The 26741-nt window shown below is 71.5% G+C and carries 25 protein-coding genes; 21 read left to right on the top strand and 4 right to left on the bottom strand.

Features of this window, described 5'->3' with window-relative positions:
• Nucleotides 1-113 precede the first annotated feature (113 nt).
• From ABZY31_RS13530 to ABZY31_RS13440, 19 genes are all read left to right on the top strand, one after another.
• Complete coding sequence (locus tag ABZY31_RS13530; protein WP_356408851.1) at nt 114-1760, top strand: peptide ABC transporter substrate-binding protein; 1647 nt, start codon at nt 114-116, stop codon at nt 1758-1760.
• A 182-nt stretch (nt 1761-1942) separates the two neighbouring features.
• Nucleotides 1943-2866 carry an ABC transporter permease gene (locus tag ABZY31_RS13525; RefSeq protein WP_356408849.1) on the top strand — a complete coding sequence of 308 codons (924 nt, stop codon included), beginning with the start codon at nt 1943-1945 and terminating at the stop codon, nt 2864-2866.
• A 31-nt stretch (nt 2867-2897) separates the two neighbouring features.
• Nucleotides 2898-3830: an ABC transporter permease gene (locus ABZY31_RS13520; protein ID WP_356408846.1), complete on the top strand. Its 933-nt coding sequence runs from the start codon at nt 2898-2900 to the stop codon at nt 3828-3830.
• A 15-nt stretch (nt 3831-3845) separates the two neighbouring features.
• Nucleotides 3846-4901 (top strand): ABC transporter ATP-binding protein, encoded by a 1056-nt coding sequence (locus ABZY31_RS13515; RefSeq protein WP_356408844.1) that lies wholly within the window; start codon nt 3846-3848, stop codon nt 4899-4901.
• Nucleotides 4894-6042: a dipeptide ABC transporter ATP-binding protein gene (locus tag ABZY31_RS13510; RefSeq protein ID WP_356408841.1), complete on the top strand. Its 1149-nt coding sequence runs from the start codon at nt 4894-4896 to the stop codon at nt 6040-6042. The genes ABZY31_RS13515 and ABZY31_RS13510 overlap by 8 nt, the downstream gene beginning before the upstream one ends.
• A gap of 139 nt (nt 6043-6181) precedes the next feature.
• A complete protein-coding gene (locus ABZY31_RS13505; protein WP_356408838.1) occupies nt 6182-7144 on the top strand; it encodes a GNAT family N-acetyltransferase in 963 nt (320 codons plus the stop codon).
• Between the two features lie 117 nt (nt 7145-7261).
• Nucleotides 7262-8890 carry an ABC transporter substrate-binding protein gene (locus ABZY31_RS13500; RefSeq protein WP_356408835.1) on the top strand — a complete coding sequence of 543 codons (1629 nt, stop codon included), beginning with the start codon at nt 7262-7264 and terminating at the stop codon, nt 8888-8890.
• Between the two features lie 89 nt (nt 8891-8979).
• Nucleotides 8980-9903: an ABC transporter permease gene (locus ABZY31_RS13495; protein ID WP_356408832.1), complete on the top strand. Its 924-nt coding sequence runs from the start codon at nt 8980-8982 to the stop codon at nt 9901-9903.
• Nucleotides 9896-10909, top strand: coding sequence for an ABC transporter permease (locus tag ABZY31_RS13490; protein ID WP_356408829.1), 1014 nt, complete (start codon nt 9896-9898; stop codon nt 10907-10909). Before ABZY31_RS13495 ends, ABZY31_RS13490 begins: the two co-directional genes overlap by 8 nt.
• 12 nt (nt 10910-10921) lie before the next feature.
• Nucleotides 10922-11896: an ABC transporter ATP-binding protein gene (locus tag ABZY31_RS13485; protein WP_356408826.1), complete on the top strand. Its 975-nt coding sequence runs from the start codon at nt 10922-10924 to the stop codon at nt 11894-11896.
• Nucleotides 11889-13013: a dipeptide ABC transporter ATP-binding protein gene (locus ABZY31_RS13480; RefSeq protein WP_356408823.1), complete on the top strand. Its 1125-nt coding sequence runs from the start codon at nt 11889-11891 to the stop codon at nt 13011-13013. The genes ABZY31_RS13485 and ABZY31_RS13480 overlap by 8 nt, the downstream gene beginning before the upstream one ends.
• Before the next feature lie 329 nt (nt 13014-13342).
• Nucleotides 13343-13537: a hypothetical protein gene (locus tag ABZY31_RS13475; protein ID WP_283459796.1), complete on the top strand. Its 195-nt coding sequence runs from the start codon at nt 13343-13345 to the stop codon at nt 13535-13537.
• 22 nt (nt 13538-13559) lie between these two features.
• A complete protein-coding gene (gene mshB, locus ABZY31_RS13470; protein WP_356408821.1) occupies nt 13560-14477 on the top strand; it encodes an N-acetyl-1-D-myo-inositol-2-amino-2-deoxy-alpha-D-glucopyranoside deacetylase in 918 nt (305 codons plus the stop codon).
• Nucleotides 14474-14857: a DUF6113 family protein gene (locus ABZY31_RS13465; protein WP_356408818.1), complete on the top strand. Its 384-nt coding sequence runs from the start codon at nt 14474-14476 to the stop codon at nt 14855-14857. The genes mshB and ABZY31_RS13465 overlap by 4 nt, the downstream gene beginning before the upstream one ends.
• Before the next feature lie 344 nt (nt 14858-15201).
• Entirely contained in the window at nt 15202-17166 is a 1965-nt protein-coding gene (locus ABZY31_RS13460) for a hypothetical protein (RefSeq protein ID WP_356408815.1), read from the top strand.
• 215 nt (nt 17167-17381) lie between these two features.
• A complete protein-coding gene (locus ABZY31_RS13455; RefSeq protein WP_356408812.1) occupies nt 17382-18311 on the top strand; it encodes an ABC transporter ATP-binding protein in 930 nt (309 codons plus the stop codon).
• Nucleotides 18308-19048 carry an ABC transporter permease gene (locus ABZY31_RS13450; RefSeq protein ID WP_356408809.1) on the top strand — a complete coding sequence of 247 codons (741 nt, stop codon included), beginning with the start codon at nt 18308-18310 and terminating at the stop codon, nt 19046-19048. Before ABZY31_RS13455 ends, ABZY31_RS13450 begins: the two co-directional genes overlap by 4 nt.
• A gap of 2 nt (nt 19049-19050) precedes the next feature.
• Nucleotides 19051-20244, top strand: coding sequence for a sensor histidine kinase (locus ABZY31_RS13445; RefSeq protein WP_356408968.1), 1194 nt, complete (start codon nt 19051-19053; stop codon nt 20242-20244).
• On the top strand, nt 20241-20858 hold the full coding sequence (locus tag ABZY31_RS13440) for a response regulator transcription factor (protein ID WP_356408806.1): 618 nt from the start codon (nt 20241-20243) through the stop codon (nt 20856-20858). The genes ABZY31_RS13445 and ABZY31_RS13440 overlap by 4 nt, the downstream gene beginning before the upstream one ends.
• Nucleotides 20859-21294: 436 nt before the next feature.
• Here the strand turns inward: ABZY31_RS13440 and ABZY31_RS13435 are convergent, their stop codons facing one another.
• Both ABZY31_RS13435 and ABZY31_RS13430 read right to left on the bottom strand, forming a co-directional pair.
• A complete protein-coding gene (locus ABZY31_RS13435) occupies nt 21295-22080 on the bottom strand; it encodes a transglutaminase-like domain-containing protein (RefSeq protein WP_356408803.1) in 786 nt (261 codons plus the stop codon).
• Nucleotides 22080-23060, bottom strand: coding sequence for a GNAT family N-acetyltransferase (locus ABZY31_RS13430; protein ID WP_356408800.1), 981 nt, complete (start codon nt 23058-23060; stop codon nt 22080-22082). Before ABZY31_RS13430 ends, ABZY31_RS13435 begins: the two co-directional genes overlap by 1 nt.
• Nucleotides 23061-23177: 117 nt before the next feature.
• Here ABZY31_RS13430 and fdxA point away from each other — a divergent pair, with 117 nt between their 5' ends.
• Nucleotides 23178-23504: a ferredoxin gene (gene fdxA / locus ABZY31_RS13425; RefSeq protein ID WP_356408797.1), complete on the top strand. Its 327-nt coding sequence runs from the start codon at nt 23178-23180 to the stop codon at nt 23502-23504.
• Nucleotides 23505-23627: 123 nt separating this feature from the next.
• Nucleotides 23628-24722, top strand: coding sequence for a succinyldiaminopimelate transaminase (gene dapC, locus ABZY31_RS13420; protein ID WP_356408794.1), 1095 nt, complete (start codon nt 23628-23630; stop codon nt 24720-24722).
• A gap of 112 nt (nt 24723-24834) precedes the next feature.
• On the opposite strand, the gene ABZY31_RS13415 is transcribed toward dapC, so the two are convergent.
• Together ABZY31_RS13415 and ABZY31_RS13410 are read right to left on the bottom strand one after the other, a co-directional pair.
• A complete protein-coding gene (locus tag ABZY31_RS13415; RefSeq protein ID WP_356408791.1) occupies nt 24835-25449 on the bottom strand; it encodes an ATP-binding protein in 615 nt (204 codons plus the stop codon).
• 272 nt (nt 25450-25721) lie between these two features.
• Entirely contained in the window at nt 25722-26732 is a 1011-nt protein-coding gene (locus tag ABZY31_RS13410) for a hypothetical protein (protein ID WP_356408788.1), read from the bottom strand.
• Between the last annotated feature and the right edge of the window lie 9 nt (nt 26733-26741).

Genomic DNA, 26741 nt, shown 5'->3' with positions numbered 1-26741 from the left:
TCGACTCACGAGCACACTGTGGGTAACTCGTCGCGTCATCGCTGTCAGGGGTGTCAGCGTGCGACCGGGTGCCCCGTCTTGTTGTGACAAGTGGACTCATGAGGAGGAAACCCATGCGTGGTGCCAAGAGCGCCAAGTGGGTCGCGGGCGCGGCAATCATTGCCCTCGCCGCGACTGCCTGTGGTGGTAGCGGGGACAAGAAGGACGATGCGGGCAAGGGTGGCGGCACGTTCCGCCTCGGTATCACCGAGCCCACCGCGATCGACCCGTACAACACGCAGGAGTCTGAGGGCGCACTGGTCGCGCACAACCTCTTCACCGGCCTGTACAGCGCGACGCCGGACGGCAAGCTGAAGCCGGCCCTGGCCGAGTCGTTCAACACGAGCGACGACGGCAAGATCTGGACCTTCAAGATCAAGGCCGGCACCAAGTTCACCAACGGTGAAGTGGTCGACGCCGAGGCGTTCATCCGCGGCTGGACCCGCACCGTCGCGAAGGCCTCGGCCTCCGACGTGGCATACCCGATGGACGGAATCGTCGGCTACAAGGAGCTCAACGGCGGCACCAGCGAGAAGTTCGCCGGTCTGTCGGCTCCGGACGCCAACACCCTGAAGGTCGAGCTGTCCGCGCCCGACTTCGAGTTCGACAAGAAGACCGTTCACACGGCCTTCAGCCCCGTTCCGAAGGCCGCCGGCGCCGCCACCAACAAGGCGTACAACGACGCTCCCATCGGCAACGGCCCCTTCAAGATGGAGGGTTCGTGGCAGCACAACAAGTCCATCACCATGGTCCGTAACGACGACTACGGCCTGGAGAAGGCGAAGCTCGACAAGGTCGAGATCTCGATCCTCAACTCGGCCAACGCCGCGACCCTGGAGTACCAGGGCTACCAGTCCGGCACCTTCGACTGGGCCCGTATGCCCACGCCGCAGATGCCGGTCGCCAAGGCCAAGTACCAGGCCAAGAAGCAGTGGATCGAAGCCGACACCTCGGGTATCAACTACCTGGTCGCCTTCAACCAGACCGCTCCGCTGAACAACGCCGACGCGCGCAAGGCGATCTCGTACGCGATCGACCGGGAAGCCATCGCCAAGGGCGTCTTCCAGGGCATGCAGAAGCCCGCCACCTCGGTCCTGCCGCCGTCCTTCGCGGACACGTACCAGGACGGTGTCTGCACCTCCTGCGTCAAGCAGGACAAGGACAAGGCCAAGGAGTACGCGGCCAAGGGCAACCTGAAGCCGGGCACCGTCCTGGACTTCGGCTACAACACCGGTGGCGGCCACGAAGAGTGGGTCCAGGCCGTCGCGCAGCAGCTGAAGGACGTCCTCGGCCTCGAGGTCAAGCTGAACGGCAAGCCGTTCAAGGAGGCCCTGGCCCAGCAGCAGGACAAGGCGACGGGCGGCATCTGGCGCTCGGCGTGGGGCGCGGACTACCCGACCCCGGACAACTTCCTGTTCCCGCTGCTCGACACCGGCTCGATCAACGAGGACCCGGCGACGGGCAAGGCCCAGGGTGACAACCGCGGCCGCTACAGCAACCCGAAGTTCGACGAGCTGATCACCAAGGCCCGCGGCACCAAGGACCCGGCCGCTCGCGCCGCGGTCTACAAGGAAGCCGAGAAGATCGCGGTGAACGACGACCAGGCGCTCATCCCGCTCTGGAAGCGTACGCAGTACCGTCTCGCCAACATGGACAAGTTCACCAACGTGAACCTGGACTTCTTCGAGGACCCGAACCTCGCGGAGATCGCCGCCAAGTAGGCGCACTTCTTCACCAGTAGGTAGGCGAGGGCCGTGGGGGTCGGAGTTACTACTTCGGTCTCCACGGCCTTTGCTCAGTCCCGGGCGCACCCCTCATCTCTCCCGTTCCGCGCCCGGATGCGGCCAATCTCCCGATCGGATGATGCCGCCAACCCCCACGCTCAGTATGTGAAGGAGGCATCGTGGGCAGATATGTGATCCGGCGGCTCGGACAGATGGTGGTCGTCCTCTTCGGTGCGACGATTATTCTCTTTGGCTGTCTCTTCGTGCTTCCGGGCGACCCGGTGGGCTCGCTCGGCGGTGACAAGGCCCGCGACCCGGCAGTGGTGGAAGCGCTCCGTGAACGCTACGGACTCAACGACCCCCTGCCGGTCCAGTACGGCAACTTCGTCAAGAACCTCGCGCAGGGCGACCTCGGTGAGGACTTCACCCAGCGGCGCCCCGTGACCGAGGTCCTGCAGCCCAAGCTCGTGAACACCGCGGAGCTCGCGCTGGCGGCCATCGTCCTCGACATCGCGATCGGCCTGTTCGCCGGCCTGATCGCCGCGCTGTTCAGATACTCCTTCTGGGACGTACTGATCACGCTCCTCACCACCATGGCCGTCGGTTTCCCGTCCTTCGTGATCGGAATGGTGTTCCAGAAGGTCTTCGTGATCCAGCTCGAATGGGTCCCGCTGATCTCGGACGGCACGATGAAGTCGCTCATCCTGCCTGCCCTCACGCTCGCGATCCTCGACGCGGCGCTCGTGGCGAGGCTCATGCGCGGCACCATGCTCGAGGTGCTGCGGGCCGACTACGTCAAGACGGCCATCGCCAAGGGTCTGCCGCGGCGGACCGTGCTCTTCAAGCACGTCATGCGGAACTCGATCATCCCGGTCATCACGTACCTGGGTATCTCCTTCGGCTCGCTGCTCGGTGGCGCACTCATCACCGAGGCGATCTTCAACTGGGACGGCATCGGGCTCGCCCTGGTGCAGGCGGTTCAGCAGCAGAACAACCCGATCATCATCGGTGTGGTGTCCTTCGGCGTCGCCGTGTTCGTTCTGCTGAACCTCATCGTCGACCTCTTGTACGCGGTCCTCGACCCCCGCATCCGTCTCGCCTGATCCCAGGCAGCCCGTTCTAGGAGTCATACCCATGACCGAGCTCACCAAGAGCACATCGGTGGCGGGGGACGCGACCGCCGCGGCAGGGGGAGCGAAGGCCGTCGAGGCCGAACCCGCCATCGCGCGCGTCACCCAGTGGGGCGAGATCCGCCACCGCTTCCTCGCCAACAAGCTGGCCATCGTCGGTCTCGGCCTCGTCCTCGCGCTGTTCGCGGTCGCGCTGTTCGCACCGCTGATCGCGCCGCACGACCCGTACCACCAGGACCTGACCAACACCCTGCAGAACCCGGGCGGCGCACACCTGCTCGGTACGGACGCGCTCGGCCGCGACCAGCTCTCGCGCCTGATCTACGGCAGCCGCATCGCGGTCATCGTCGGTCTCGCGTCGATCTTCCTGGCCTGTGCGATCGGCATCCTCATCGGCGCCGTGGCCGGCTACTTCGGCCGCGCCACCGACTCGGTCCTGATGCGCATCGCCGACGTGTTCTTCGCGTTCCCGCTGCTCATCGGCGCCATCGTGATCATCATCGTGATGGGCCGTGGCGTCATGCCGGTGATCATCTCGCTGGCCGTCTTCTCGTGGCCGACGGTCTCCCGTCTGCTGCGCAGCTCGATCCTGTCGGTCCGCGAGGCCGACTACGTGCTGGCCGCGCGCGCCCTCGGCGCGGGCACCCGCCGGGTCATCATGCGCCACATCCTGCCCAACTCCATCGCCGCCGTGATGGCGTACGCCGCCTTCAGCGTCGGCGGAGCCATCGTGGCCGAGGCGTCGCTGTCCTTCCTGGGCGTCGGCGTCAGCCCGGAGGTCCCGGAGTGGGGCAACATGCTGGCCGGCGCCAAGGACTTCATGGGTGTCAAGGACTACCTGTGGACCTACCCCAGCATCGCGATCGTGCTGACGGTTCTTGGCTTCGTTTTCGTCGGCGACGGGCTCCGCGACGCCCTCGACCCGAAGCTGCGCTAGAAGGGCGGCCCCACAATGACTACTTCAAGCGTCACAGCAGAAGTGCCCCAGCAGAGGGCATCCGACGCCGATGCGCCCGTCCTCGAAGTGCGTGACCTGCACGTCGAGTTCAAGACCCGCGAAGGCGTGGTCAAGGCCGTCAACGGCGTCAACTACAGCGTCTCCTCAGGCGAGACGCTGGCCGTGCTCGGTGAGTCCGGTTCCGGCAAGTCCGTGACCGCACAGGCCATCATGGGCATCCTCGACTCGCCCCCCGGGCGGGTCTCCCAGGGTGAGATCCTCTTCAAGGGCCAGGACATCCTGCAGCTCCCGGAGAGCGAGCGGCGCAAGCTGCGCGGCCCGAAGATGGCGATGATCTTCCAGGACGCGCTCTCCGCGCTGAACCCGGTGTTCTCCGTCGGCAACCAGCTGGGCGAGATGTTCCGCGTCCACCAGGGCATGTCGAAGAAGGACGCCAAGGCGAAGTCCATCGAGCTGATGGAGCGGGTGAAGATCCCGGCTGCCCGCAGCCGCGTCAACGACTACCCGCACCAGTTCTCCGGCGGCATGCGCCAGCGCATCATGATCGCGATGGCGCTCGCCCTGGAGCCCGACCTGATCATCGCGGACGAGCCCACCACGGCGCTCGACGTGACGGTCCAGGCCCAGGTCATGGACCTGCTGGCGGACCTGCAGCGCGAGTACAACATGGGTCTGATCCTGATCACCCACGACCTCGGCGTCGTCGCCGACGTCGCGGACAAGATCGCCGTGATGTACGCCGGCCGCATCGTCGAGCAGGCTCCGGTCCACGAGCTGTACGGGCGCCCCGCGCACCCCTACACCCGTGGTCTGCTGGACTCGATCCCGCGTCTGGACCAAAAGGGCGAAGAGCTCTACGCGATCAAGGGGCTGCCGCCCAACCTGCTCAAGATCCCGTCGGGCTGCGCCTTCAACCCGCGCTGCCCGAAGGCGCAGGACATCTGCCGCACGGAGTCCCCGGTGCTCATGCCGGTGACCGAGCGCGACGGCATCGAACTGGTCGGCCGCGGCAGCGCCTGCCACTTCTGGGAGGAGCAGCTCCATGGCTGAGCTGGGCAAGAAGGACGCCGCCGTGGAAGACGCCACCCCGAGCCTGGCCGAGGTCGACGTCGTCGACATCGCGTCCGAGGACGCGGCCCTGGAGGCCATCGAGGCTCCCGTGGACCGCGGCGAGCCGATCCTTCAGGTGCGCAACCTGGTCAAGCACTTCCCGCTGACCCAGGGCATCCTCTTCAAGAAGCAGATCGGCGCGGTCCGCGCGGTGGACGGGGTCTCCTTCGACCTCCACCAGGGCGAGACCCTCGGCATCGTCGGCGAGTCGGGCTGCGGCAAGTCGACCGTCGCCAAGCTGCTGATGCTGCTGGAGACGGCCACGTCCGGCGAGGTGTTCTACAAGGGCACGGACATCACCAAGCTGTCGGGGAAGGCCCTCAAGGCCGTCCGCCGCAACATCCAGATGGTGTTCCAGGACCCGTACACCTCGCTGAACCCGCGCATGACGGTCGGCGACATCATCGGCGAGCCCTTCGAGATCCACCCCGAGGTGGCTCCCAAGGGCGACCGGCGCCGCAAGGTCCAGGAACTCCTGGACGTCGTGGGCCTGAACCCGGAGTACATCAACCGCTACCCGCACCAGTTCTCCGGCGGCCAGCGCCAGCGCATCGGCATCGCCCGCGGCCTCGCGCTCAACCCGGAGATCATCATCTGCGACGAGCCCGTCTCGGCGCTCGACGTGTCGGTGCAGGCGCAGGTCATCAACCTGATGGCGAAGCTGCAGGACGAGTTCAACCTCTCCTACATCTTCATCGCGCACGACCTCTCCATCGTCCGGCACATCTCCGACCGCGTCGGCGTGATGTACCTGGGCAAGATGGCCGAGATCGGCAGCGACCGCCAGATCTACGACCACCCGACCCACCCGTACACGCAGGCACTGCTCTCCGCCGTGCCCGTGCCGGACCCGACGGCCCGCGAGGGTCGCGACCGGATCATCCTGTCGGGCGAGATCCCCTCCCCGGCCAACCCGCCGTCGGGCTGCCGCTTCCGCACCCGCTGCTGGAAGGCCGAGGACAAGTGCGCCAGCGAGGAGCCCCTGCTCGCGATCCCGGAGCGCTTCAAGGGCCAGGACTCCCCGGCCGCGCACGAGTCCGCGTGCCACTTCGCCGAGGAGAAGGCCGTCCTGGCCGTCTGACCTCCGCGCGACCGAGCGCCCGGTACCGGATCACCTCCGGTACCGGGCGCTTCCGCGTTCCCGACCGCTCGGAAGGCCGGCCCCCCTGATAGGGGAAAACCGCGTTGCGTCCGCGTCACCGCCCCCCGAGAGTGGAGCGATGCTGACCGTACGCCCCGCGGGGCCCGGAGACGCCGGTGACATCTGCGCCCTGCTGAACACGGTCGACCGGATCGAGACCGGCGGGCCACAGACCGACCTCCGCACGGTCGAGGCCGACCTCCACCACCGCGACGTGGACCTGGCCGCCGACTCCTGGCTCGCCTTCGACGGCGGGCGGCCCGTCGCCTACGCCCTGCTGCGGGCGGACTCCGGGCCGGGCCTGATCGACGCCGACCACTACGTCCTGCCCGACCGGCAGGCCGCCGGCGCCCGGCTGCTGGAGCTGATGGAGGCCCGCGCCCGGGACATGGCCGCCGCGGTGCCCGGCGCCCGGCTGCGGCTCCAGCTGAACGTCCGGCCCACCCTGGACCTCGACCTGATCACCGGCTACGGCTGGCGCGCCGTCCGCCGCCACCAGGTGATGACCCTCGACCTCACCACCGGCCCGCGCAGCCTCCCGGCGCCGCCCGCAGGCCTCCCGGGCCTGACCCTGCGCCACTGCGCCGCCGACCCGGCCGACCCCCGCCGGGCCCACGCCCTCGTCGAGGACACCTTCGCCGCACACTTCGGGCACGTGGAACGCGCGTACGGACCCTGGCTGGACCACCTCGACGCCCGCGACCTGGACTGGTCCCTGGTCTGGATCGCGAGCCTGCCCGCCGCGGGCGACGTCGGCGTCCTGCTCACGCGCGACGACCGTACGTCCATGGGCTGGCTCAGCCACATCGGCGTACGGGCGGACCAGCGCGGCCGGGGGATCGGCGGCCACCTGCTGCGCCACGGCTTCGCCGTCTACGCGGCGCGCGGCCGCAGCACGGTCGGCCTCGGCGTCGACACCGCCAACGAGAGCGGCGCCCTCGGCCTCTACGAGCGCCACGGCATGGCGGTGCACTACGCCGTGGACACCTGGGAACTGCCCCTGGGAGAGCCCCGCGAACCGCCCGTCCACCCGCAGGAGTGACAGGCGTCCCCCGGGCGTGCCCAATCGGGCGCGCTCGGAGTGCGCGTGCCTGCGCAGGGGGTGACATTGGGTCTCCAGTGAGTCTCGGTGAGTCTCGGGAGCCCAAGGAGGCACTCCATGCGCGGAGCCACCCACGCCAAGTGGGCCGCTTGTGCGGTCGCCGTCGCCCTCACGGCGACGGCCTGCGGCGGCGGGAGCGACAGCGGCGGGGGCGGTGGCGCCGGCATCATCAGCTCCTCCTGGGGAGACCCGCAGAACCCGCTGGAGCCCGCCAACACCAACGAGGTGCAGGGCGGCAAGGTCCTCGACATGCTCTTCCGGGGTCTCAAGCGCTACGACCCGAAGACCGGTGAGGCCAAGAACATGGTCGCCGAGAAGATCGAGACGACCGACAGCCAGAACTTCACGATCACGCTGAAGGACGGCTGGAAGTTCAGCAACGACGAGCCGGTCACGGCCCAGTCCTTCGTCGACGCCTGGAACTACGCGGCGGACGTGCGCAACAAGCAGAACAACTCGCCCTTCTTCTCGGACATCGTCGGCTACGCCGACCTGCACCCCGAGTCCGGCGAACCCAAGGGCAAGACGATGTCGGGCCTGGTCGTCAAGGACGCCAAGACCTTCACGGTCGCCCTCAAGGAGAAGTTCTCCACCTGGCCCGACACCCTCGGCTACCAGGCGTTCTCCCCGCTGCCCAAGGCCTTCTTCACCGACCACGCGGGCTGGCTGGGCAAGCCGGTCGGCAACGGCCCGTACACGGTGGACTCCTACACCAAGGGCACCGCGATCAAGATGCGCACGTGGGACGGGTACACGGGCCCGGACAAGGCGCAGAACGGCGGCGTGGACCTCAAGGTCTACACGGACAACAACACCGCCTACACGGACCTGATCTCCGGCAACCTCGACCTCGTCGACGACGTCCCGGCGCAGCAGCTGAAGAACGTCAAGAAGGACCTGGGCGACCGGTACATCAACCAGCCCGCCCTGATCCTCCAGACGGTGACCTTCCCGCTGTACGACCCCGCCTGGGGCAAGCCCGGCATGGAGAAGGTCCGCCGCGGCGTCTCGATGGCGATCAACCGCGACGAGATCACCAAGCAGATCTTCCAGGGCACCCGCACCCCCGCCAAGGACTGGACCTCCGCGGCCCTCGGCGCCAAGGGCGGCTACTCCGCCACCGCGTGCGGCGATGCCTGCACCTTCGACCCGGCGCAGGCCAAGAAGCTCATCGAGGAGGGCGGCGGCCTTCCCGGCGGGAAGATCACGCTCACCTCGAACGTCGACACCGGCTCGCACCGCGAGTGGATGGACGCCGTCTGCAACAGCATCAACAACGCGCTGGGCAAGGGCGCGGTCTGCACGGTCAACCCCGTCGGCACCTTCGCGGACTTCCGCAACCAGCAGAGCGCCTTCAAGCTGACCGGCCCCTTCCGCTCCGGCTGGCAGGCCGACTACCCGCTGATCCAGAACTTCCTGGAGCCGCTGTACTACACGGGCGCCTCCTCGAACTACGGGAAGTTCGACAACAAGGACTTCGACAAGCTCATCGACGAGGCGAACCAGGAGAGCGACACGGCCAAGGCGACGGCGAAGTTCCAGGACGCGGAGAAGATCCTCGCCGAGCAGATGCCGTCCATCCCGCTCTGGTACCAGAACGGCAGCGCGGGCTTCTCGGAGCGCGTCTCGGACGTCGCCCTCAACCAGTTCAGCGTGCCCGTCTACGACCAGATCAAGGTCGGCTGACCGTCCCCGCCAGACCCCGGGCCCGCCGCCGCCACCGTCACCTCGGGTGACCCGGTGGCGGCAGGCCCGCCGACACCCTGGAGGCCTCCATGGGACGGTACGTGATCCGGCGGCTGCTCCAGATGATCCCGGTGTTCATCGGCAGTACGTTCCTGATCTTCTTCATGGTCTACGCGCTCGGCGACCCGGTCGCGGCGCTCTTCGGCGACAAGGCCCCCGACCCGGCAACCGCCGCCCGCATCCGCAAGGACCTCTTCCTCGACCAGCCCCTGTGGAGGCAGTACCTCCACTACATGGGCCAGATCTTCCGGGGCGACTTCGGCACCGCCTTCAACGGGCAGAAGGTCACCTCCCTGATGTCCACGGCCTTCCCGGTCACCCTGCGCCTGACCATCGTCGCGATCGTCATCGAGGTCCTGGTCGGCATCACCCTGGGCGTGGTCAGCGGCTTGCGCCGGGGCAAGGCCGTCGACCACACCCTGCTGGTGCTCACCCTCGTCGTCATCTCGGTGCCGACCTTCGTGACCGGGTACCTGCTCCAGTTCCTGCTCGGCGTGAAGTGGGGCTGGGTCCGGCCCACCGTCTCCCCGGACGCCCCCTTCGACGAGCTGATCCTGCCCGGCATCGTGCTCGCGCTGGTCTCCCTCGCCTACGTCACCCGGCTCTCGCGCACCTCCATCGCCGAGAACGTCAAGGCCGACTACGTGCGCACCGCCATCGCCAAGGGCCTGCCGCGGCGCCGGGTCGTCACCCGCCACCTGCTGCGCAACTCCCTCATCCCCGTGGTCACCTTCATCGGCACCGACATCGGCGCCCTGATGGGCGGCGCGATCGTCACCGAGCGCATCTTCAACATCCACGGCGTCGGCTACCAGCTCTACCAGGGCATCCTGCGCAACAACGCCCCCACGGTCGTCGGCTTCGTGACCATCCTCGTCATCGTCTTCCTGCTGGCGAACCTGCTCGTCGACCTGCTCTACGCGGTCCTGGACCCGAGGATCCGTTATGCCTGAGCCCGAGCGCCGGCCCGAGCGCCACGACCCGCTGCGACCCGGAAAGGGGGAGGCCATCGCTCCCACCGGACAGGGCGGGGCCATGGACCTCGCGCTGGAGGAGGCCGAGAGCCTGGAGAAGCCGCTGGGCGGCGGCCCCGGCGCCACCGGCCCCCGGGAGAAGGCGCGTTCGCTGTGGTCCGACGCCTGGCAGCAGCTGCGCCGCAACCCCGTCTTCCTCGTCTCCGCCCTCCTCATCGCCTTCCTCGTCCTCATCGCCCTGTGGCCGCAGCTGATCGCGAGCGGCGACCCGCTGCGGTGCGACCTGTCCAAGTCCCAGCAGGGCCCGGCCTCCGGCCACCCCTTCGGCTTCGACACCCAGGGCTGCGACGTCTACACGCGCACGGTTTACGGCGCGCGCGCCTCCATCACCGTCGGCGTCTGCGCCACCGTCGGCGCCGCGCTCCTCGGCTCGCTCCTCGGCGGCCTGGCCGGCTTCTTCGGCGGCTGGGGCGACGCGCTGCTCTCCCGGGTCGCCGACATCTTCTTCGGCATCCCGGTGGTCCTCGGCGGGCTGGTCTTCCTGTCGGTGGTCACCAGCACCACGGTCTGGCCGGTGGTCGGCTTCATCGTGCTCCTCGGCTGGCCGCAGATCGCCCGCATCGCCCGCGGCTCGGTCATCACCGCCAAGCAGAACGACTACGTCCAGGCCGCCCGCGCGCTCGGCGCGAGCAACAGCCGGATGATGCTGCGGCACGTCGCGCCCAACGCGGTCGCGCCGGTCATCGTCGTCGCGACCATCGCGCTCGGCACCTACATCGCCCTGGAAGCCACCCTGTCCTTTCTCGGCGTGGGCCTGCGCCCGCCCACGGTCTCCTGGGGCATCGACATCTCCAACGCCGCCTCCCAGATCCGCAACGCCCCGCACATGCTGCTCTACCCGGCGGGCGCGCTGAGCCTGACCGTGCTCGCCTTCATCATGCTCGGCGACGCGGTGCGCGACGCCCTCGATCCCAAGCTGCGCTGAGGAGTGGGCACCATGCTGCTCGAAGTCCGCGACCTCCACGTGGAGTTCCGTACCCGGGAGGGGGTCGCCAAGGCGGTCAACGGCGTCACCTACTCGGTGGCGGAGGGCGAGACCCTCGCCGTGCTCGGCGAGTCCGGCTCCGGCAAGTCCGTCACCGCGCAGGCCGTCATGGGCATCCTGGACGTGCCCCCGGGCCGGATCGCGGGCGGCGAGATCCTCTTCAAGGGCCAGGACCTGCTGACCATGAAGGAGGACGCCCGCCGCAAGATCCGCGGCGCCGAGATGGCGATGATCTTCCAGGACGCGCTGTCCTCGCTGAACCCGGTCCTCAGCGTCGGCGCCCAGCTCGGCGAGATGTACGAGGTGCACCGCGGGATGTCCCGCAAGGACGCCCGCGCCAAAGCGGTGGAACTCATGGACCGGGTCAAGATCCCGGCCGCCAAGCAGCGGGTGGGGGACTACCCGCACCAGTTCTCCGGCGGCATGCGCCAGCGCATCATGATCGCGATGGCGATGGCCCTGGAGCCCTCGCTGATCATCGCGGACGAACCGACCACCGCCCTCGACGTCACCGTCCAGGCCCAGGTCATGGACCTGCTCGCGGAACTCCAGCGCGAGCTGAACATGGGCCTGATCCTCATCACCCACGACCTGGGCGTGGTCGCGGACGTCGCCGACAAGATCGCCGTGATGTACGCGGGCCGGATCGTCGAAGCCGCCCCCGTGCACGAGATCTACCGGAACCCCGCGCACCCCTACACCCGCGGCCTGCTCGACTCCATCCCGCGCCTGGACCAGAAGGGCCAGGAGCTGTACGCGATCAAGGGCCTGCCGCCCAACCTGCTGGCGATCCCGCCCGGCTGCGCCTTCAACCCGCGCTGCCCCATGGCGCGGCCCGTCTGCCGCGGCGAGGTACCGCCGCTGGCGCCGGTCGCGGAGGACCGCGCGAGCGCGTGCTTCTTCTGGAAGGAGTGCCTCGGTGCCTGAAGCGATCCTCGAAGTCACCGACCTGGTCAAGCACTACCCGCTGACCCGCGGCGTCCTCTTCAAGAAGCACGTCGGCGCGGTCAAGGCGGTCGACGGGGTGTCCTTCGCGCTCGCCAAGGGCGAAACCCTGGGCATCGTCGGCGAATCAGGCTGTGGCAAGTCCACGGTCGCCAGGATGCTGGTCAACCTGGAACGGCCGACGGCGGGCGCGATCACGTACAAGGGCGAGGACCTCACGAAGTTGTCCGGCAAGGCCCTCAAGGCCGTCCGCCGCAACATCCAGATGGTCTTCCAGGACCCGTACACCTCCCTGAACCCGCGCATGACGGTCGGCGACATCATCGGCGAGCCGTACGAGATCCACCCCGAGGTGGCCCCGAAGGGCGACCGGCGCCGCAAGGTCCAGGACCTGCTGGACGTGGTCGGCCTGAACCCCGAGTACATCAACCGCTACCCGCACCAGTTCTCCGGCGGCCAGCGCCAGCGCATCGGCATCGCCCGCGGCCTGGCCCTGCGGCCCGAGATCATCGTCGCGGACGAGCCGGTCTCCGCGCTGGACGTCTCGGTGCAGGCGCAGGTGGTCAACCTGCTGGAGCGGCTCCAGGACGAGTTCGACCTGTCGTACGTCTTCATCGCGCACGACCTCTCGATCGTCCGGCACATCTCCGACCGGGTGGGGGTCATGTACCTCGGCCGGGTGGTCGAGATCGGCACCGACACCGAGATCTACGACCACCCCACGCACCCCTACACGCAGGCGCTGCTCTCCGCCGTCCCCGTCCCGGATCCCGAGGCCCGCAAGCACCGCGAGCGGATCATCCTCTCCGGGGACGTCCCCTCGCCGGCCGACCCGCCCTCGGGCTGCCGCTTCCGCACCCGCTGCTGGAAGGCGGAGAACCGGTGCGCGCAGGAAGTGCCGCTGCTCGCGGTCCCCTTGGAGTTCCGCGCCGCGGGCGGCCCGGCGGCCCACCCCTCGGCGTGCCACTTCGCGGCGGAGAAGCCGCTGACCCGGCCCGCCGCGCCGCGGCCGGACGCTTCCGCGCCCCCCGGCGCGCCCCCTTCCCCGGCGGCTCCCCGAGCGGCCGGGGCGGCGCCGCCCCCGGCGCGCGAGGAGTGAGCCGCGACGCGCCGGAGAAGATCGCGTCCGCCGCGCAACGGGCTTAACATGGAGGCAACTTGACCGTCTCGGCGACGAGATCCGGACAGGGGAACATGATCGCCGTACGGTCCGTGCGGGTGCCGTCAGCCGTCCGGTGGGGTGCGAGCCCCGCCGGACGGTCGCGCGTGGTGCCCGTGCTCCTCCGTATGCGCGGTGTGCGCCCCTCGTGCTGCCGGTTCTCGATCGATGCGCTGGTACGGATAGTTATGATCCGTAGCGCACGGTGGGTATGTGTCCGCCGAGTATGCAATCGATTCGATGTCCGCTCGACGTGGAGGTGAACCGCCGTGGCACTCTCGATCTCGGCCGTGGTGCTACTGGGGATCGTCGTCTTCCTGCTGGTCCGGAAGTCGGGTCTGAAGGCGGGACACGCGGTCGTCTGCGTGCTGCTGGGCTTCTACCTCTCCAGTTCTTCGATCGCGCCCACCCTCAGCCAGCTGACCACGAACGTCGCGGGCATGATCGGTGGCCTCAAGTTGTAGGGGCGCCTCGTAGGGTGGCCCCATGAACGGTCTTCCCGCCCGTCGTCTCCTCCTCGTGCACGCGCACCCGGACGACGAGTCGATCAACAACGGCGTCACCATGGCCAAGTACGCGGCCGAGGGGGCGCACGTCGCCCTGGTGACCTGCACGCTGGGCGAGGAGGGCGAGGTCATCCCGCCCGGCCTCGCCCGCCTGACGGCCGACCGGGACGACGCCCTCGGTGCCCACCGGGTCGGTGAGCTGGCCCGCGCCATGCGGGAGCTGGGCGTCACCGACCACGGGTTCCTGGGCGGGCCCGGCCGGTTCCGGGACTCCGGGATGATGGGCGCCGCGCAGAACGACCGGCCCGGCTCCTTCTGGTCCGCCGACCTCGACGAGGCCGCCGGGTACCTGGTCGAGGTCGTCCGCCGGGTGCGGCCCCAGGTGCTCGTCACCTACGACCCCGACGGCGGCTACGGCCACCCCGACCACATCCAGGCCCACCGGGTCGCCACCCGCGCCGCCGAACTCGCCGCGGACCCGGCGTACGGAGCGCACCTCGGCGCGCCCCACGCGATCGCCAAGGTCTACTGGAACCGGGTCCCGCGCTCGGTCGTCGAGGAGGGCTTCGCCCGGCTGCGCGCCGCCGGGACGGACCCCTTCCCCGGCGCCGCCCGGCCCGACGACGTCCCCGGGGTGGTCGCCGACGAGCGGGTCACCGCCGAGATCGGCGCCGCGGACGGGGAGCCGTACGCGGCGGCCAAGGCGGCCGCGATGCGGGCCCACGCCACCCAGATCGCCGTCGAGGGGCCCTTCTTCGCGCTCTCCAACGACCTGGCGCAGCCGCTGTTCACGCGGGAGTACTACGAGTTGGCGGCGGGCCGCAGCGGCGCCCCGGCCGGGCAGCGCGAGAGCGACCTCTTCGCGGGCGTCCCCGACGCGGCGGGGGCGGACGCGTGAGCCTCACCTCGGTCCCGGCCCGGATCGCCGCCCTCGCGGGGCTGCTGGCCCTCGGCGCGCTGACCGGTGCGGCGGGCTGGCTCGTCGTCGACCTCTGGTTCCCCGGCGGCCTGCTGCTGGCTCTCGCGGCCCTGCTGGGGCTCTTCCTGGCGGGCCGTCTGGTCATCGGCAGCGGACTCGGCGTGGGCGCGCCCGTCATCGGATGGTTCCTCGCCTACGTGCTGCTCGGCGTCCCGCGCGCCGAAGGCGACTTCGTGCTCGGTTCGTCCGGAATCGGAATGTATGCGTACCTTCTCGGGGGCATCGTGCTCGCTGTGATGTGTGCCACCCTGCGCGACCCCGCCGACCGGCCGGTTTCGGCCGGGAGGCCCGGTCGGTGACGTGCCGTTGGGTGCTACACCGGGACGCGCGCCCGGTGTTGTGAAACCGCCCGGCACGCCCCCTTTGCCCCATGCGCCCGTCCCCCGGAGGCATGCCGCCGCCCCCGGTGGTCGGTTGCGCCCCGGCGGCGGCCAGTATGGTGGACGGGCCGCCGAGCTGCCCGCGCACGGCACGCGGGCGGCGGAGCCAACCGGGAGATCCTGCCTTGAGTCGTGAAACTGACAGTTCGTCCTCCGGGCCCCAGGGCCGCGGTGGAGCCGCCTACCCGTCGGGTACGCCGCCGTACGGAACCGGCCAGTATCCGTCTACGGACGCCGCGGGTAACGCCCCGGAGGAGAAGCCTGTGACCTCGAAGCCGCCCACCCCCGCCGGAGACCCGGACGGACCCAAGACCGAGACGACGCTGACGACGCGGATCCGGATCAACATCCCGGGTTCGCGGCCGATCCCGCCCGTGGTCGTCCGCAAGCCGGTCGGCCCCGCCGCCGACCCGGACGGGACCCCGGACGCGCCGCCGGCGCCCACGGGTCCCCGCGGGTCCGGTGCGCCGGCCGGACGCGCTCCGGCAGCGTCCGAGCCCCCGGCGCCGCGTCCCTCCGCGCCCGAGCAGGCCGCGGAGCCGGCCAGCAACTGGTTCGCCCCGCGCAAGGCCGGTCCGGGTGACGCCCCGGACACCGGCAAGGGACCGGCCGCCGGCCAGGCACCCGGTCCGGCCCAGGGGCCCGGCCAAGGGCGGCCCGGCCCGGCCGCCCGTACGAGCGGCCCCGGCGGCGGCTTCCCGCCCGCCCCGCCCGGACCGCAGGTGAACGGCGCCTCCCGGGGCCCGTCCACCGGCAGGCCGAACGGCCCGGCGGGCACCCCGGCGGGCGGCCCCGGATACGGCGGCCAGCGCCCGCCCGGCCCGCCCGCGCCGCAGGGCCCGTCCTCCAACGGGGCCGGTTTCGACGCCCGGCACCCCTCCGGACCGCCCGCGCCCCCGGCCCCCGGCCCCGGCTTCGGCGGCGGCTACCCGGGCGGCGCGCCCGACCCCGCGCCCGGCTACGGCGCGGGTCCCGCCGCGCCCCCGGCCGGCCCGACGACGGGTCCCGCCCACGGCACCGTGCCGGTCGGCGGCCCCCCGCGGATGGACGACGACACCGCCAACTTCGCCGCCCCGCGCTGGCCCGGCCCCGAGCTGAACGGCACCGGGTCCGCGGTCACCAGCGCCTTCCCGGCGGTCGACCCGCAGTCCGCGCCCGGCTTCAGCCCGCCGCCCCCGCCTCCCGCGTCCGGGAAGCCGCAGGGCAAGAAGGGCAAGAAGGGCAAGCAGCCCCAGGCCGCGGCCCGGCCCGCCGCGGGCTCCGGCGCGAACGCCAAGAAGGCCAAGAAGGGCCGCTCCAAGGTGGTCCTGCTCGGCGGCGCCCTCTTCACCCTGGTCGGCCTCGCCTACGGCGCCGGACTGCTGCTCAACCACTCCGACGTGCCCAAGGGCACCACCGTCTTCGGCGTGGACATCAGCGGCAGCCGCGACGGCGCCGTGGCCAAGCTCCAGAGCACCTTCGGCCCCCGCGTCAACGCCCCGGTCAAGCTCACCGTCGGCGGCAAGCAGGTCGAGCTGAAGCCCGAGAAGGCCGGGCTCTCCCTCGACAGCCAGACCACCGTGCGCAACGCCGCGGGCAGCGACTACAACCCGGTCACGGTCATCGGCTCGCTGCTGGGGCAGCAGCGGGTGGCCGAGCCGGTCATGCCGGTCGACGAGGAGAAGCTGCAGGTCGCCCTGGAGGAACTGGCGGGCACCGCGGGCTCCTCCAGCGAGGGCACGATCAAGTTCGAGCCGAACAAGGTCGTGGCGGTTCCCGGCAAGGCGGGCACCACCCTCGACGTGAACGCCTCGGTGACCAAGGTGGTGGCGGCGTACCGCGCCCAGGTCGCCTCGGGCAAGGCCGCTCCGGTCGAACTGCCCACCACCACCCGGGCCCCGGTCATCAACCAGGCCGAACTGGACCGGGCGATGAAGGAGTTCGCCGAGCCCGCGATGTCCGGGAACGTGACCGTCAAGGCGGGCGGCAAGACGATCCTCTACGGCCCCGGCCGGTCGCTGCCCAGGATCCTGAGCATGACGGCCGTCGAGGGCAAGCTGGTCGACAAGTACGACCTGGAAGCGATCAAGGAACTCACCGGGACCAACTTCGACGGGGTCCTGATCATGCGGGGCACCGGCGAGAAGACCGCCGTCACCCCGCAGGACATCGTCGGCGCCCTTCGCAAGGGCCTGCGCGGCAAGACCCCGGCCGAGCGCACCGTCACGATCGACACCGACCCCAGCTGACCCGCCGGCCCCCGGCCGCCGCCACGGCTCGGAGCCCCCGTCCGGAGATCCGGACGGGGGCTCCGCCGTACCCGGACCGGTAGGACACGGGCTGGCCGTACCCGGGCCCCGCCGCCCCGGCCTGCGCTGTCATGCCCGGAGCATGACATCTGTCAGTTCCCACGCACGACAGGGGGCACTGCCGCCGCCACCCCCGTCCGGGGGAGTCTTTCCCCATGACGACGACCACTGCGAAGACCACCGGGACCCCGGTGGTGAGCTTCGAGAACGTGACCAAGAGCTACGGCCCGGTCCGCGCGGTCGACGGCCTCTCGCTGGAGCTGCACCCCGGCGAGACCGTCGCACTGCTCGGCCCGAACGGCGCGGGGAAGTCCTCCACCCTCGACCTCCTGCTGGGCCTGCGCCCCGCGGACACCGGCTCGGTCACGGTCTTCGGCGGCACCCCCGGGCAGGCCATCGCCGCCGGCCGGGTGGGCGCGATGCTCCAGAGCGGCGGCCTGATGGAGGAGGTCACCGTCCGCGAGCTGGTCACCCTCGGCTGCGCGCTGCACCCCCGGGCCTACCCGGTCGAGGACGTGATGACCCGGGCCGGCGTCACCGCGATCGCCGACCGCAAGGTCAACAAGCTCTCCGGCGGCCAGGAGCAGCGGGTCCGCTTCGCCCTCGCGACGGCCGGCGCCAACGACCTGATCGTGCTCGACGAGCCGACCACCGGCATGGACGTCACCGCCCGCCAGTCCTTCTGGGCCACCATGCGCGAACAGGCCGACCAGGGACGTACGGTCCTCTTCGCCACCCACTACCTGGAGGAGGCCGACGCGATCGCCGACCGCGTCATCGTCCTCCACCGCGGCCGGATCCTCGCCGACGGCTCCGCCGCCGAGATCAAGGCCAAGGCCGGCGCCCGCAAGGTCTCCTTCGACCTCACCGAGCCCTTCGACGAGGCGCGGCTGCGCGAACTGCCGTTCCTGACCCGGCTCGACGTGCACGGGTCCACCGTCAAGCTCCAGTCGCGCGACGCCGACGCCACCGTGCACGCCGTCTACGGCCTGGGCCTCTACCCGCGCAACCTGGAGGTCGCCGGACTGGGCCTGGAGCAGGCATTCATCGCCCTCACCGAGGCCGAGGAGGCCGCCGCATCATGAACACCCTCGTCAAGCTCGAAATCACCCGCGCCCTGCGCAACAAGAAGTACCTGTTCTTCACCGTCATCTACCCCGCCGCCCTCTTCCTGATGATCGGCGGCACCCAGAGCGGCACCACGAAGGTCTTCGGCACCGACCTGACGATGCCCGCCTTCTACATGGTCGCCATGGCCTCCTTCGGCGCCCTGACCGCCGTGCTCGTCGGCCAGAGCGAGCAGATCGCCAAGGAGCGCGAGAAGGGCTGGGTCCGGCAGCTGCGCCTGACCGCCCTCCCCGGACACGGCTACGTCCTCGGCAAGATCGCCAGCGCCGCGATCCTCTCCCTGCCCTCGATCGTGGTCGTCTTCCTGGTCGCCGCGATCCTCAAGGGCGTCCGGTTCGACGCCTGGCAGTGGGCCGCGCTCACCGCGTCCATCTGGGCAGGCAGCCTCGTCTTCGCCGCGCTCGGCGTGGCCATCGGCTACCTGGTCAGCGGCGACACCGCCCGCCCCGTCGTGATGATCATCTACTTCGCCCTGTCGATCCTCGGCGGCCTGTGGATGCCCACCACGGTCTACCCGCAGTGGCTCCAGGACATCACCCAGTGGCTCCCCACCCACGCCTACGCCGGGCTCGGCCAGGCCATCGAGCTGGGAGGCGCGCCGCACGCCAAGGACGTGGCGATCCTCGCCGTCTACTTCGTACTCTTCGCGGGCGGCGCCGCCTGGCTCTACCGCAAGGACACACTGAAGGCGTGAACATGGCACGCGTGCAGCCGGACCGGGCCGCCGCTCCGGAGAGCGACGGCTTCGTCCGCATGGGACGTCCCCCCGAGAACCGCCGCCAGACGGTCGTGAAGTCCCTCTGGGTCGGCATCTGGCTGTTCTACCTCAGCGCCCCCGTGACCGACCTGATCCGCGGCGGCCACACCTGGCCCGCGGTGGTCCTCGGCTCGCTGGGCCTCGCCACCTTCGTGGGCTGGTACCTGACCCTGGTCTTCCGCACGGTCCGCCAGTTCGCGCGGCGGCGGGTGCTCGTCTCGCTCGCCGTCATGTCCGCGCAGGCGGCCGTCCTGTCCCTGTGCCTGGGCCGGGAATGGCTCGTCCTCTTCGTGTACGTGTCGGTGTCCGCCGGGGCCGCCCTGCCCGGGCAGCTCTCGCGGTGGGCGGTGCCCGCCGCCACCGCGCTGCTCACCCTGACCTCGCTGGCCGTGTCCGGCGGCGGCGACTTCCTGGTGGGGCTCCTCGTACCGGCCTTCCTCGGCGGCTTCGCCATGGTCGGCATCCGGCAGATGATCGCCACGACCGTCGAACTGCGCCAGGCGCGGGCGACGGTGGCGCAGCTGGCCGCCAACGAGGAACGCCTGCGGATGGCGCGCGACCTGCACGACCTGCTCGGGCACTCGCTCTCCCTGATCACGCTGAAGAGCGAACTGGCCGGACGGATGCTGCCGGACCACCCCGACCGGGCCGCCCAGCAGATCGCCGACATCGAGCAGGTCAGCCGGCAGGCGCTGACGGACGTGCGCGAGGCGGTCAGCGGCTACCGGCGGCCCACCCTGCCCGGGGAACTCGCCGGGGCGCGCACCGCGCTCACGGCCGCGGGCGTGGTCGCCGACCTGCCGTCCGCCGAGCCGGAGGGGGACCTCCCCGAGGAGATCGAATCGGCGCTGGCCTACGCGCTGCGCGAGGCGGTCACCAACGTGGTCCGGCACAGCGGGGCCGGGCGGTGCGCCGTCGCACTGACGGTGCACCAGACGCTGGCCGGACCGGTGATGGAACTGACGGTCACCGACAACGGAACGGGCGGCTCCGGCGCGCCCGGCAACGGCCTGACCGGCCTCACCGAACGGCTGGAGGCGGTGGGCGGCACGCTGACGGCCGGCCCGGTCTCGCCGACCGGCAACCGCGGGTTCCGGCTGACCGCGCAGGTCCCTCTAGGATCGCCGTCATGACCCCCGCCCCGATCCGGATCCTGCTCGCCGAAGACCAGTCGATGGTGCGGGAGGCGCTCGCGGCGCTGCTCGGCCTGGAGCCGGACATCGAGGTCATCGCCCAAGTCGCCCGCGGGGACGAGGTGCTGGCGGCGGCGCAGGCGCACGACGTGAACGTCGCCCTGCTGGACATCGAGATGCCGGGCCTGACGGGCATCGAGGCGGCGGCGCTCCTGCGGGACGGGGTGCCGGGCCTCAAGATCGTGATCCTGACGACCTTCGGGCGGCCCGGCTACCTGCGCGGTGCGATGGAGGCGGGGGCCTCGGCGTTCCTGGTCAAGGACGCGCCGGCCGCGCAACTGGCCGAGGCGGTACGGAAGGTGCTCGCCGGGGACCGGGTCATCGACCCCACGCTCGCGGCGGCGGCCCTCGCGGAGGGGGCGAACCCGCTGACGGACCGCGAGCGGGAGGTGCTCCGCGCCGCGGAGGACGGCGCGACCAACGCCGACCTCGCGGCCCGCCTCCACCTGTCCCAGGGCACGGTCCGCAACTACCTCTCCACGTCGATCCAGAAACTGGCGGCCCGCAACCGCCAGGAGGCGGTAAGCATCGCCCGCCAAAAGGGCTGGCTCTAACCTCCGCCCCAGCCCCGCCGGCGTTCGAGGCGCCCCCGGAGGGCAGTCCGAGCGGAGGACCGCGTACGGCCCGCGGCTGCCGGTCGCCTCCGGCGGGCCCTCAATCGCCGGGCGGGCTTGATGTGGCCCCGGCCCTCAATCGCCGGGCAGGCTCGATCGTGGCGCCGCCAACCCCAGCCCCGCCGGCGTTTGAGGCGCCCCCGGAGGGGAGTGCGGGCGGAGGGCCGCGTACGGCCCGGGGCTGCCGGCGGCCTCCGGCGGGCCCTCAATCGCCGGGCGGGCTCGGGGTGGCCCGACGGGCTTGATCGTGGCGTTGCCACCCCCAGCCTCGCCGGCGTTTGAGGCGCCGCCGGAGGCACCCCCGCCAGGGGCGGCGGGGCGGCGGGGAGGTGGGGACGAGCCCCGCCAGGGTGGAGGGGGAGGCGGCGCCGGGCCGTCAGTTCAGGCGGGCGCGGGCGGCAAGGGCCTCGGCCCGGATCCGCGCCGAAGCCGCCTTGTCCATCGCGTCCACGACCACCGCGTACCCCTCCAACTCCACCGCACCCTCCGTGTAGGAGCCCCGCTCCACCAGCAGCCGCCCCCGCTCGTACCGCAGCGCCGCCGGATGCGACGGCAGCAGCAGCGCAAGGTCCAGCGCCCACAGCGCCACCCCGGAATGCTCCGGCCGGGTAGACGCCCAGGCCCGGATGTTGTTCAGGATCCGCAGGACGATGTCCAGCGTCCGGGCTGCCACCCGCGGCCCCTCCGCCAGCTCCGCCGGCCCCGCCCCGAGCGCGGCCCCGCTCGCGAAGGGGTCCACCACGACCCCCTCCTCCGGATCCCCGAAGCCGACCACGAAGTGCCCCGGCAGAGCCAGCCCGTACACCGGCGCACCGGCCCGCCGGGCCACCTCCAGCCACACCACCGACAGCAGGATCGGCAGCCCGCGCCGCCGCCGCAGCACCTCGTGCAGCAGCGAGGACGACAGCCGGTCGTAGTCGGCGGGGGTGCCGTGGAAGGCCATCCGCCCGCCCAGCAGCTCCGTCACCGCCGACGCCCAGGCCCGCGCCCCGCGCAGCCCGTACGGCAGCAGCCCCGCCAGCCGGTCCAGCTCGATCTGCGCCTCGTCCACGGCCCGCTGGTCCAGCGCCGGATCCGCCTCGGCCGCCAGGTACAGGCACAGCAGCGCGAGGTCGGGCCGCTCCGCCCGCGCCTCCGCCGCGAACTCCTCACGGAACCCCATCACGCCGCCCGGAAGTGGTGGTAGGCGTGGTGCGCCGCGAAACCCAGCCGGTCGTACAGCGCCAGCGCCCCGGGATTCTCACTTTCCACCTGGAGCCACGCCGCCGACGCGCCCTCGTCCAGCGCGCGCCGGGCCAGCGCCGTCATCACGGCGGTGGCCAGCCCCTCCCGCCGGTGCGCCGGATCGACCTCGACCGCCGCGAAGGAGGCCCAGCGGCCGTCGACCACGCACCGCCCGATCGCCCGGCCCGGGACCTGGGCGAACCACACCGAGGGGCCCGCCGACAGCACCTGCCGGGCCACCGGCGCGAGGGCGCCCGTACGCCCGTACCGGCCCAGCCACTCCTCGTCGCAGGTGCGGCTCAGCTCGACCGCGCGGACGTCCGCGTCCAGGTCGCCGAGCGGGGCGAGCGAGGCCGTCCGTACCTCCGCGGAGACCTCACGGGTCCAGCCGAGCCGCTCCAGCTCCGCGCAGAGCAGCTCCTGCGTGCCGAGGGCGCCGGTCGCGGCCTGGACGTACGCCGGAAGTCCGCGCTCCGCGTACCAGGCCTTCACTCGCGCGAGTGCTTCCTCGACCGGCATTCCCGGATCGCCGAGCGGCAGCGCCGAGTTGGCCCGCCGGGTGAATCCGGCGGCCGCCCGCAGCGTCCAGCCGCCCAGCGCCTCGCTCTCCAGCGGCTGCCAGGCCCGCGCACCGGCCCGGGCCAGCTCCTCGAAGGTGGCCGAAGGGCCCCTGCGGCGGGCCGGGGCGGGGGGCACCACCTTGCCCGCGACCAGCGACGATTCCGCGATGCGGACGCTCTTGCCATTCTTTTGTGTGATCAGCAGCACACCGTCGGTCCACGATGTGAGCACCCCCAGGGTGTCCGTGAAGGTGACGGACCGGCCCGAGGCACTCTCCACCCGTCGTACAGATACCCGTTTCCCCACGTCAGCCGCGGTGATACGGATTTCCATCAGTGCGCCGGCAGTGATTTCCACAGCTGTCTCCGCCCCTCCTGTTCGGATCGTGCCCGGGAACGGAGATACTAGAGCCGGGCATCGACGACGCCGCGCTCCCGCGCGATATGGAAAGCCCTACCGAGGAGGAACGAGAGCGTGACCTACGTCATCGCGGAGCCTTGTGTCGACGTCAAGGACAAGGCATGCATCGAAGAGTGCCCCGTCGACTGCATCTACGAGGGCCAGCGGTCCTTGTACATCCACCCGGACGAGTGCGTCGACTGTGGTGCGTGTGAGCCGGTCTGCCCGGTCGAGGCCATCTTCTACGAGGACGACACTCCGGAAGAGTGGAAGGACTACTACAAGGCGAACGTCGAGTTCTTCGACGATCTCGGTTCGCCCGGTGGTGCTTCCAAGCTCGGACTGATCGAGCGCGACCACCCGTTCATCGCCGCGCTGCCGCCCATGAACGGCGACCACTGACCGGCTTAGGCGCAGTCCTGGGCGCGCGCGTCCCTCGGTCCCGTACGGCGAACGCGCCGCACGGGACCGAGGTGTTTTCCGAATCCGGTACGCCGAGCACGCAGAGAGAGAGCAGAGACCACCGTGGCCGCAGTATCCGCTCGTCTTCCCGCCTTCCCCTGGGACAAGCTGGAGCCGTACAAGGCAACCGCCTCCGCCCACGCGGACGGCATCGTCGACCTGTCCGTCGGAACCCCGGTGGACCCGGTGCCGGAGCTGATCCGGCGCGCGCTGGTGGCGGCTGCCGACTCGCCGGGCTACCCGACGGTGTGGGGCACGGCCGCGTACCGCGACGCGATCACGGGCTGGGTGCGCGGGCGCCTCGGCGCGAGCAACGCGGAGCACCGCAACGTGCTGCCGGTGGTCGGCTCCAAGGAACTGGTGGCCTGGCTGCCGACCCAGCTGGGCCTGGGCGCCGGTGACAAGGTCGCCTACCCGCGGCTCGCGTACCCGACGTACGAGGTCGGCGCGCGGCTGTGCGGCGCCGAGCCGGTGGTCTACGACGACCCCACCGAGCTGGACCCGGCCGGGCTCAGGCTGCTGTGGCTGAACTCCCCGTCCAACCCGACCGGGAAGGTCCTCTCCAAGGAGGAGCTGATCCGGATCGTGGCCTGGGCGCGCGAGCACGGGATCCTGGTCTTCAGCGACGAGTGCTACCTGGAGCTGGGCTGGGAGGCCGAGCCCGTCTCCGTACTGCACGACGACGTGTGCGGCGGCTCGTACGAGGGCCTGGTGGCCGTCCACTCCCTCTCCAAGCGCTCCAACCTGGCGGGATACCGCGCGGCCTTCGCCGCCGGTGACGCCGACGTGCTCGCCGAGCTGCTGGAGATCCGCAAGCACGGCGGCATGATGACGCCCTCGCCGGTCCAGGCCGCGGCCGCGGTCGCGCTGGGCGACGACGCGCACGTCCAGGAGCAGCGCGGCCGCTACGCCGCCCGCCGCGAGGCGCTGAGCGCGGCGCTGCGCGGGCACGGCTTCCGGATCGAGCACAGCGAGGCGAGCCTGTACCTGTGGGCGACCCGCGACGAGCCCTGCTGGGAGACGGTCGCCTACCTCGCGGGTCTGGGCATCCTGGTCTGCCCCGGCGACTTCTACGGCGAGGCGGGCGCGGACTTCGTCCGGGTCGCGTTCACGGCGACGGACGAGCGGGTGGCGGCGGCGGTCAAGCGCCTCGGCTGAGCCCTCGCGGGCGAACGAGCCCGAAGGGGCCGGGAGTTCGTGCTCCCGGCCCCTTCGGCGTTCGTGCGTGCTGCGTGCCGCGGGCGCCGCGTGCGGCTCCCGCGTACGGGCGTCAGCCGCCCAGCGGCAGCGAACCGAGCGGCAGGGAGCCGACCGGCAGCGACTGGACGGGGGCGAGGGCCGCGGCCCCGGGGACCCCGTCCGTCGGCAGCGTGGACGTCGGCAGCGACGCGGGCAGCGTGGTGGCGGGGGCCGCAGCGTCGGGCAGACCGGCGGTGGGCAGCGGGCTCGCGGCGGCGGGGGCACCGGCCACGGGCAGGCCGCCCATCAGGTTCCCGGTGAGCCCGTCCGTCGGCAGGCCGCTCTTGCCCGCCGCACCGGCGGTGTCGCCGGCCACCGAGCCCGCCGCGCCGGCCAGGCCGGTCGCGCTCTCGTGGGCGGTCGGCAGGCCCTTGGCGGCCGCGTTGCCGCTCACCGCGCCCACCGCCGGGACGGCGGACTCCACGGCCTTGCCGCCGGTGGCGCCGGCCATGTCGGCGCCCTGGCGGGCGGTGCTGTCCACGGCGTGTCCGAGGCTCGCGCTGTCCAGGGCGGTCAGCGAACCCAGCTGGGGTGCGGACTCCAGGCCCACGGCACTCGCCGAGCCGGCCGCGCCGACCACGGGCGCCGCTCCGGCTGCGAGCAGCAGTGCGGCACGGGCGATCCGGCGGGTCAGGGGGAGGGACATGGTGCTCCTAAGCGTCGTCGTGCGGGCTGAGTACGCCGTGCACAACACCTCGGGGGGCCTGCCGAGTTGCGGAGCGGACGGGTAAAGGCTTGGTAACGCGTCGTTTTATCGGCTTCGGTGACAAGCGCACCGGACATGCCGTGAGCTGGCGTTCTGCCCCGCGCGCGCACCGGCGCACGCCGCAGGGCGCGAACCCGTACGGATGACGGCCCGTACTGGTGCCCGGGCGGTGGCGGAACGGTTCAGCGGGGGCGGCCCGTAGGGGCGGCGGGTCAGCGGTTCAGCGGCGCGACGAAGATCCGTACGTCGTCCGGGCCCGCGTTGCGCCCGTCGCCGTCACCGGACTTGCCCGGGGGCTTATCGATCCACCGCCCCTTGTTCTTGCCCGCGATCCACGCCTTGTTGTCGTACGAGACCCGCTGGACCCCGAGATCGGCGGCGTGCGCCACCGCCCAGCTCGCCAGCTCCCAGCCGCGCCGCCGGTCCACCGGAGCCCCCCGGTCCGTCCCCGCGACCGCGACCGTGACCTCGGAGCCGTCGGCGGCCACCGGCGCCGTACGGACCGGCGAGGCGGGCGGCCCCGCCTTCGGCGCCACCCCGGCCCCGAACACCTTCACCAGCTCCGCCGTGACCCGCGCGGCGTCCCCCGTCTCCTGCGGGAGCGGACCGGAACAGCTGAGGGAACCCGGGGCGCGCCCCGTGAACGCCGCCGCGAGGAGGGCGGCGTCCGGCTCGTGCTTCGCGTACGCCTCCGGGAAACCGCTGCGCTGCACCTTCTGCGCGGCCACCGTCAGCGGGAGGTCCGCGTAGTCCGGCACCTCGTCGAGGAGGTGGTCGTAGAAGATCCCGGCCGAGTACACCGGATCCATGATCTGCGCCGGGGTGCCCCAGCCCTGGGAGGGCCGCTGCTGGAAGAGGCCCAGCGAATCCCGGTCGCCGTGGTCCAGGTTGCGCAGCGCGGACTCCTGCATGGCCGTGGCCATCGCGATCGTCACCGCCCGCTCCGGCACCTTCCTCGTCGAGCCGACCGCCGCGATGGTCGCCGCGTACCGGGCCTGTTCGAGGTTCATCGAGTACGAGGCGCCCCCGCCCCGGCCCCCGGCGCCGGCCGGCGCCGCCACCACGGTGCAGTGCGGGGCGCCGTCACCGCCCGTCGACTCGTTCTGGACTATGTAGTAACCGGCGAGCCCGAGCAGCACGAGCAGCGCCGCGGCCAGCCGGAACGGGCGTCGGCGACGGCCCGGGCGGGGCGTCTTCAGGGGAGTCTCGGACACGCGGCCCACCGTACTTGA

The organism is Streptomyces sp. NPDC006529, assembly GCF_040611795.1.
Classification (GTDB): Bacteria; Actinomycetota; Actinomycetes; order Streptomycetales; family Streptomycetaceae; genus Streptomyces.
Note: the sequence above shows the minus strand (reverse complement) of the source record. Positions and strands in the feature narration are given on the sequence as shown.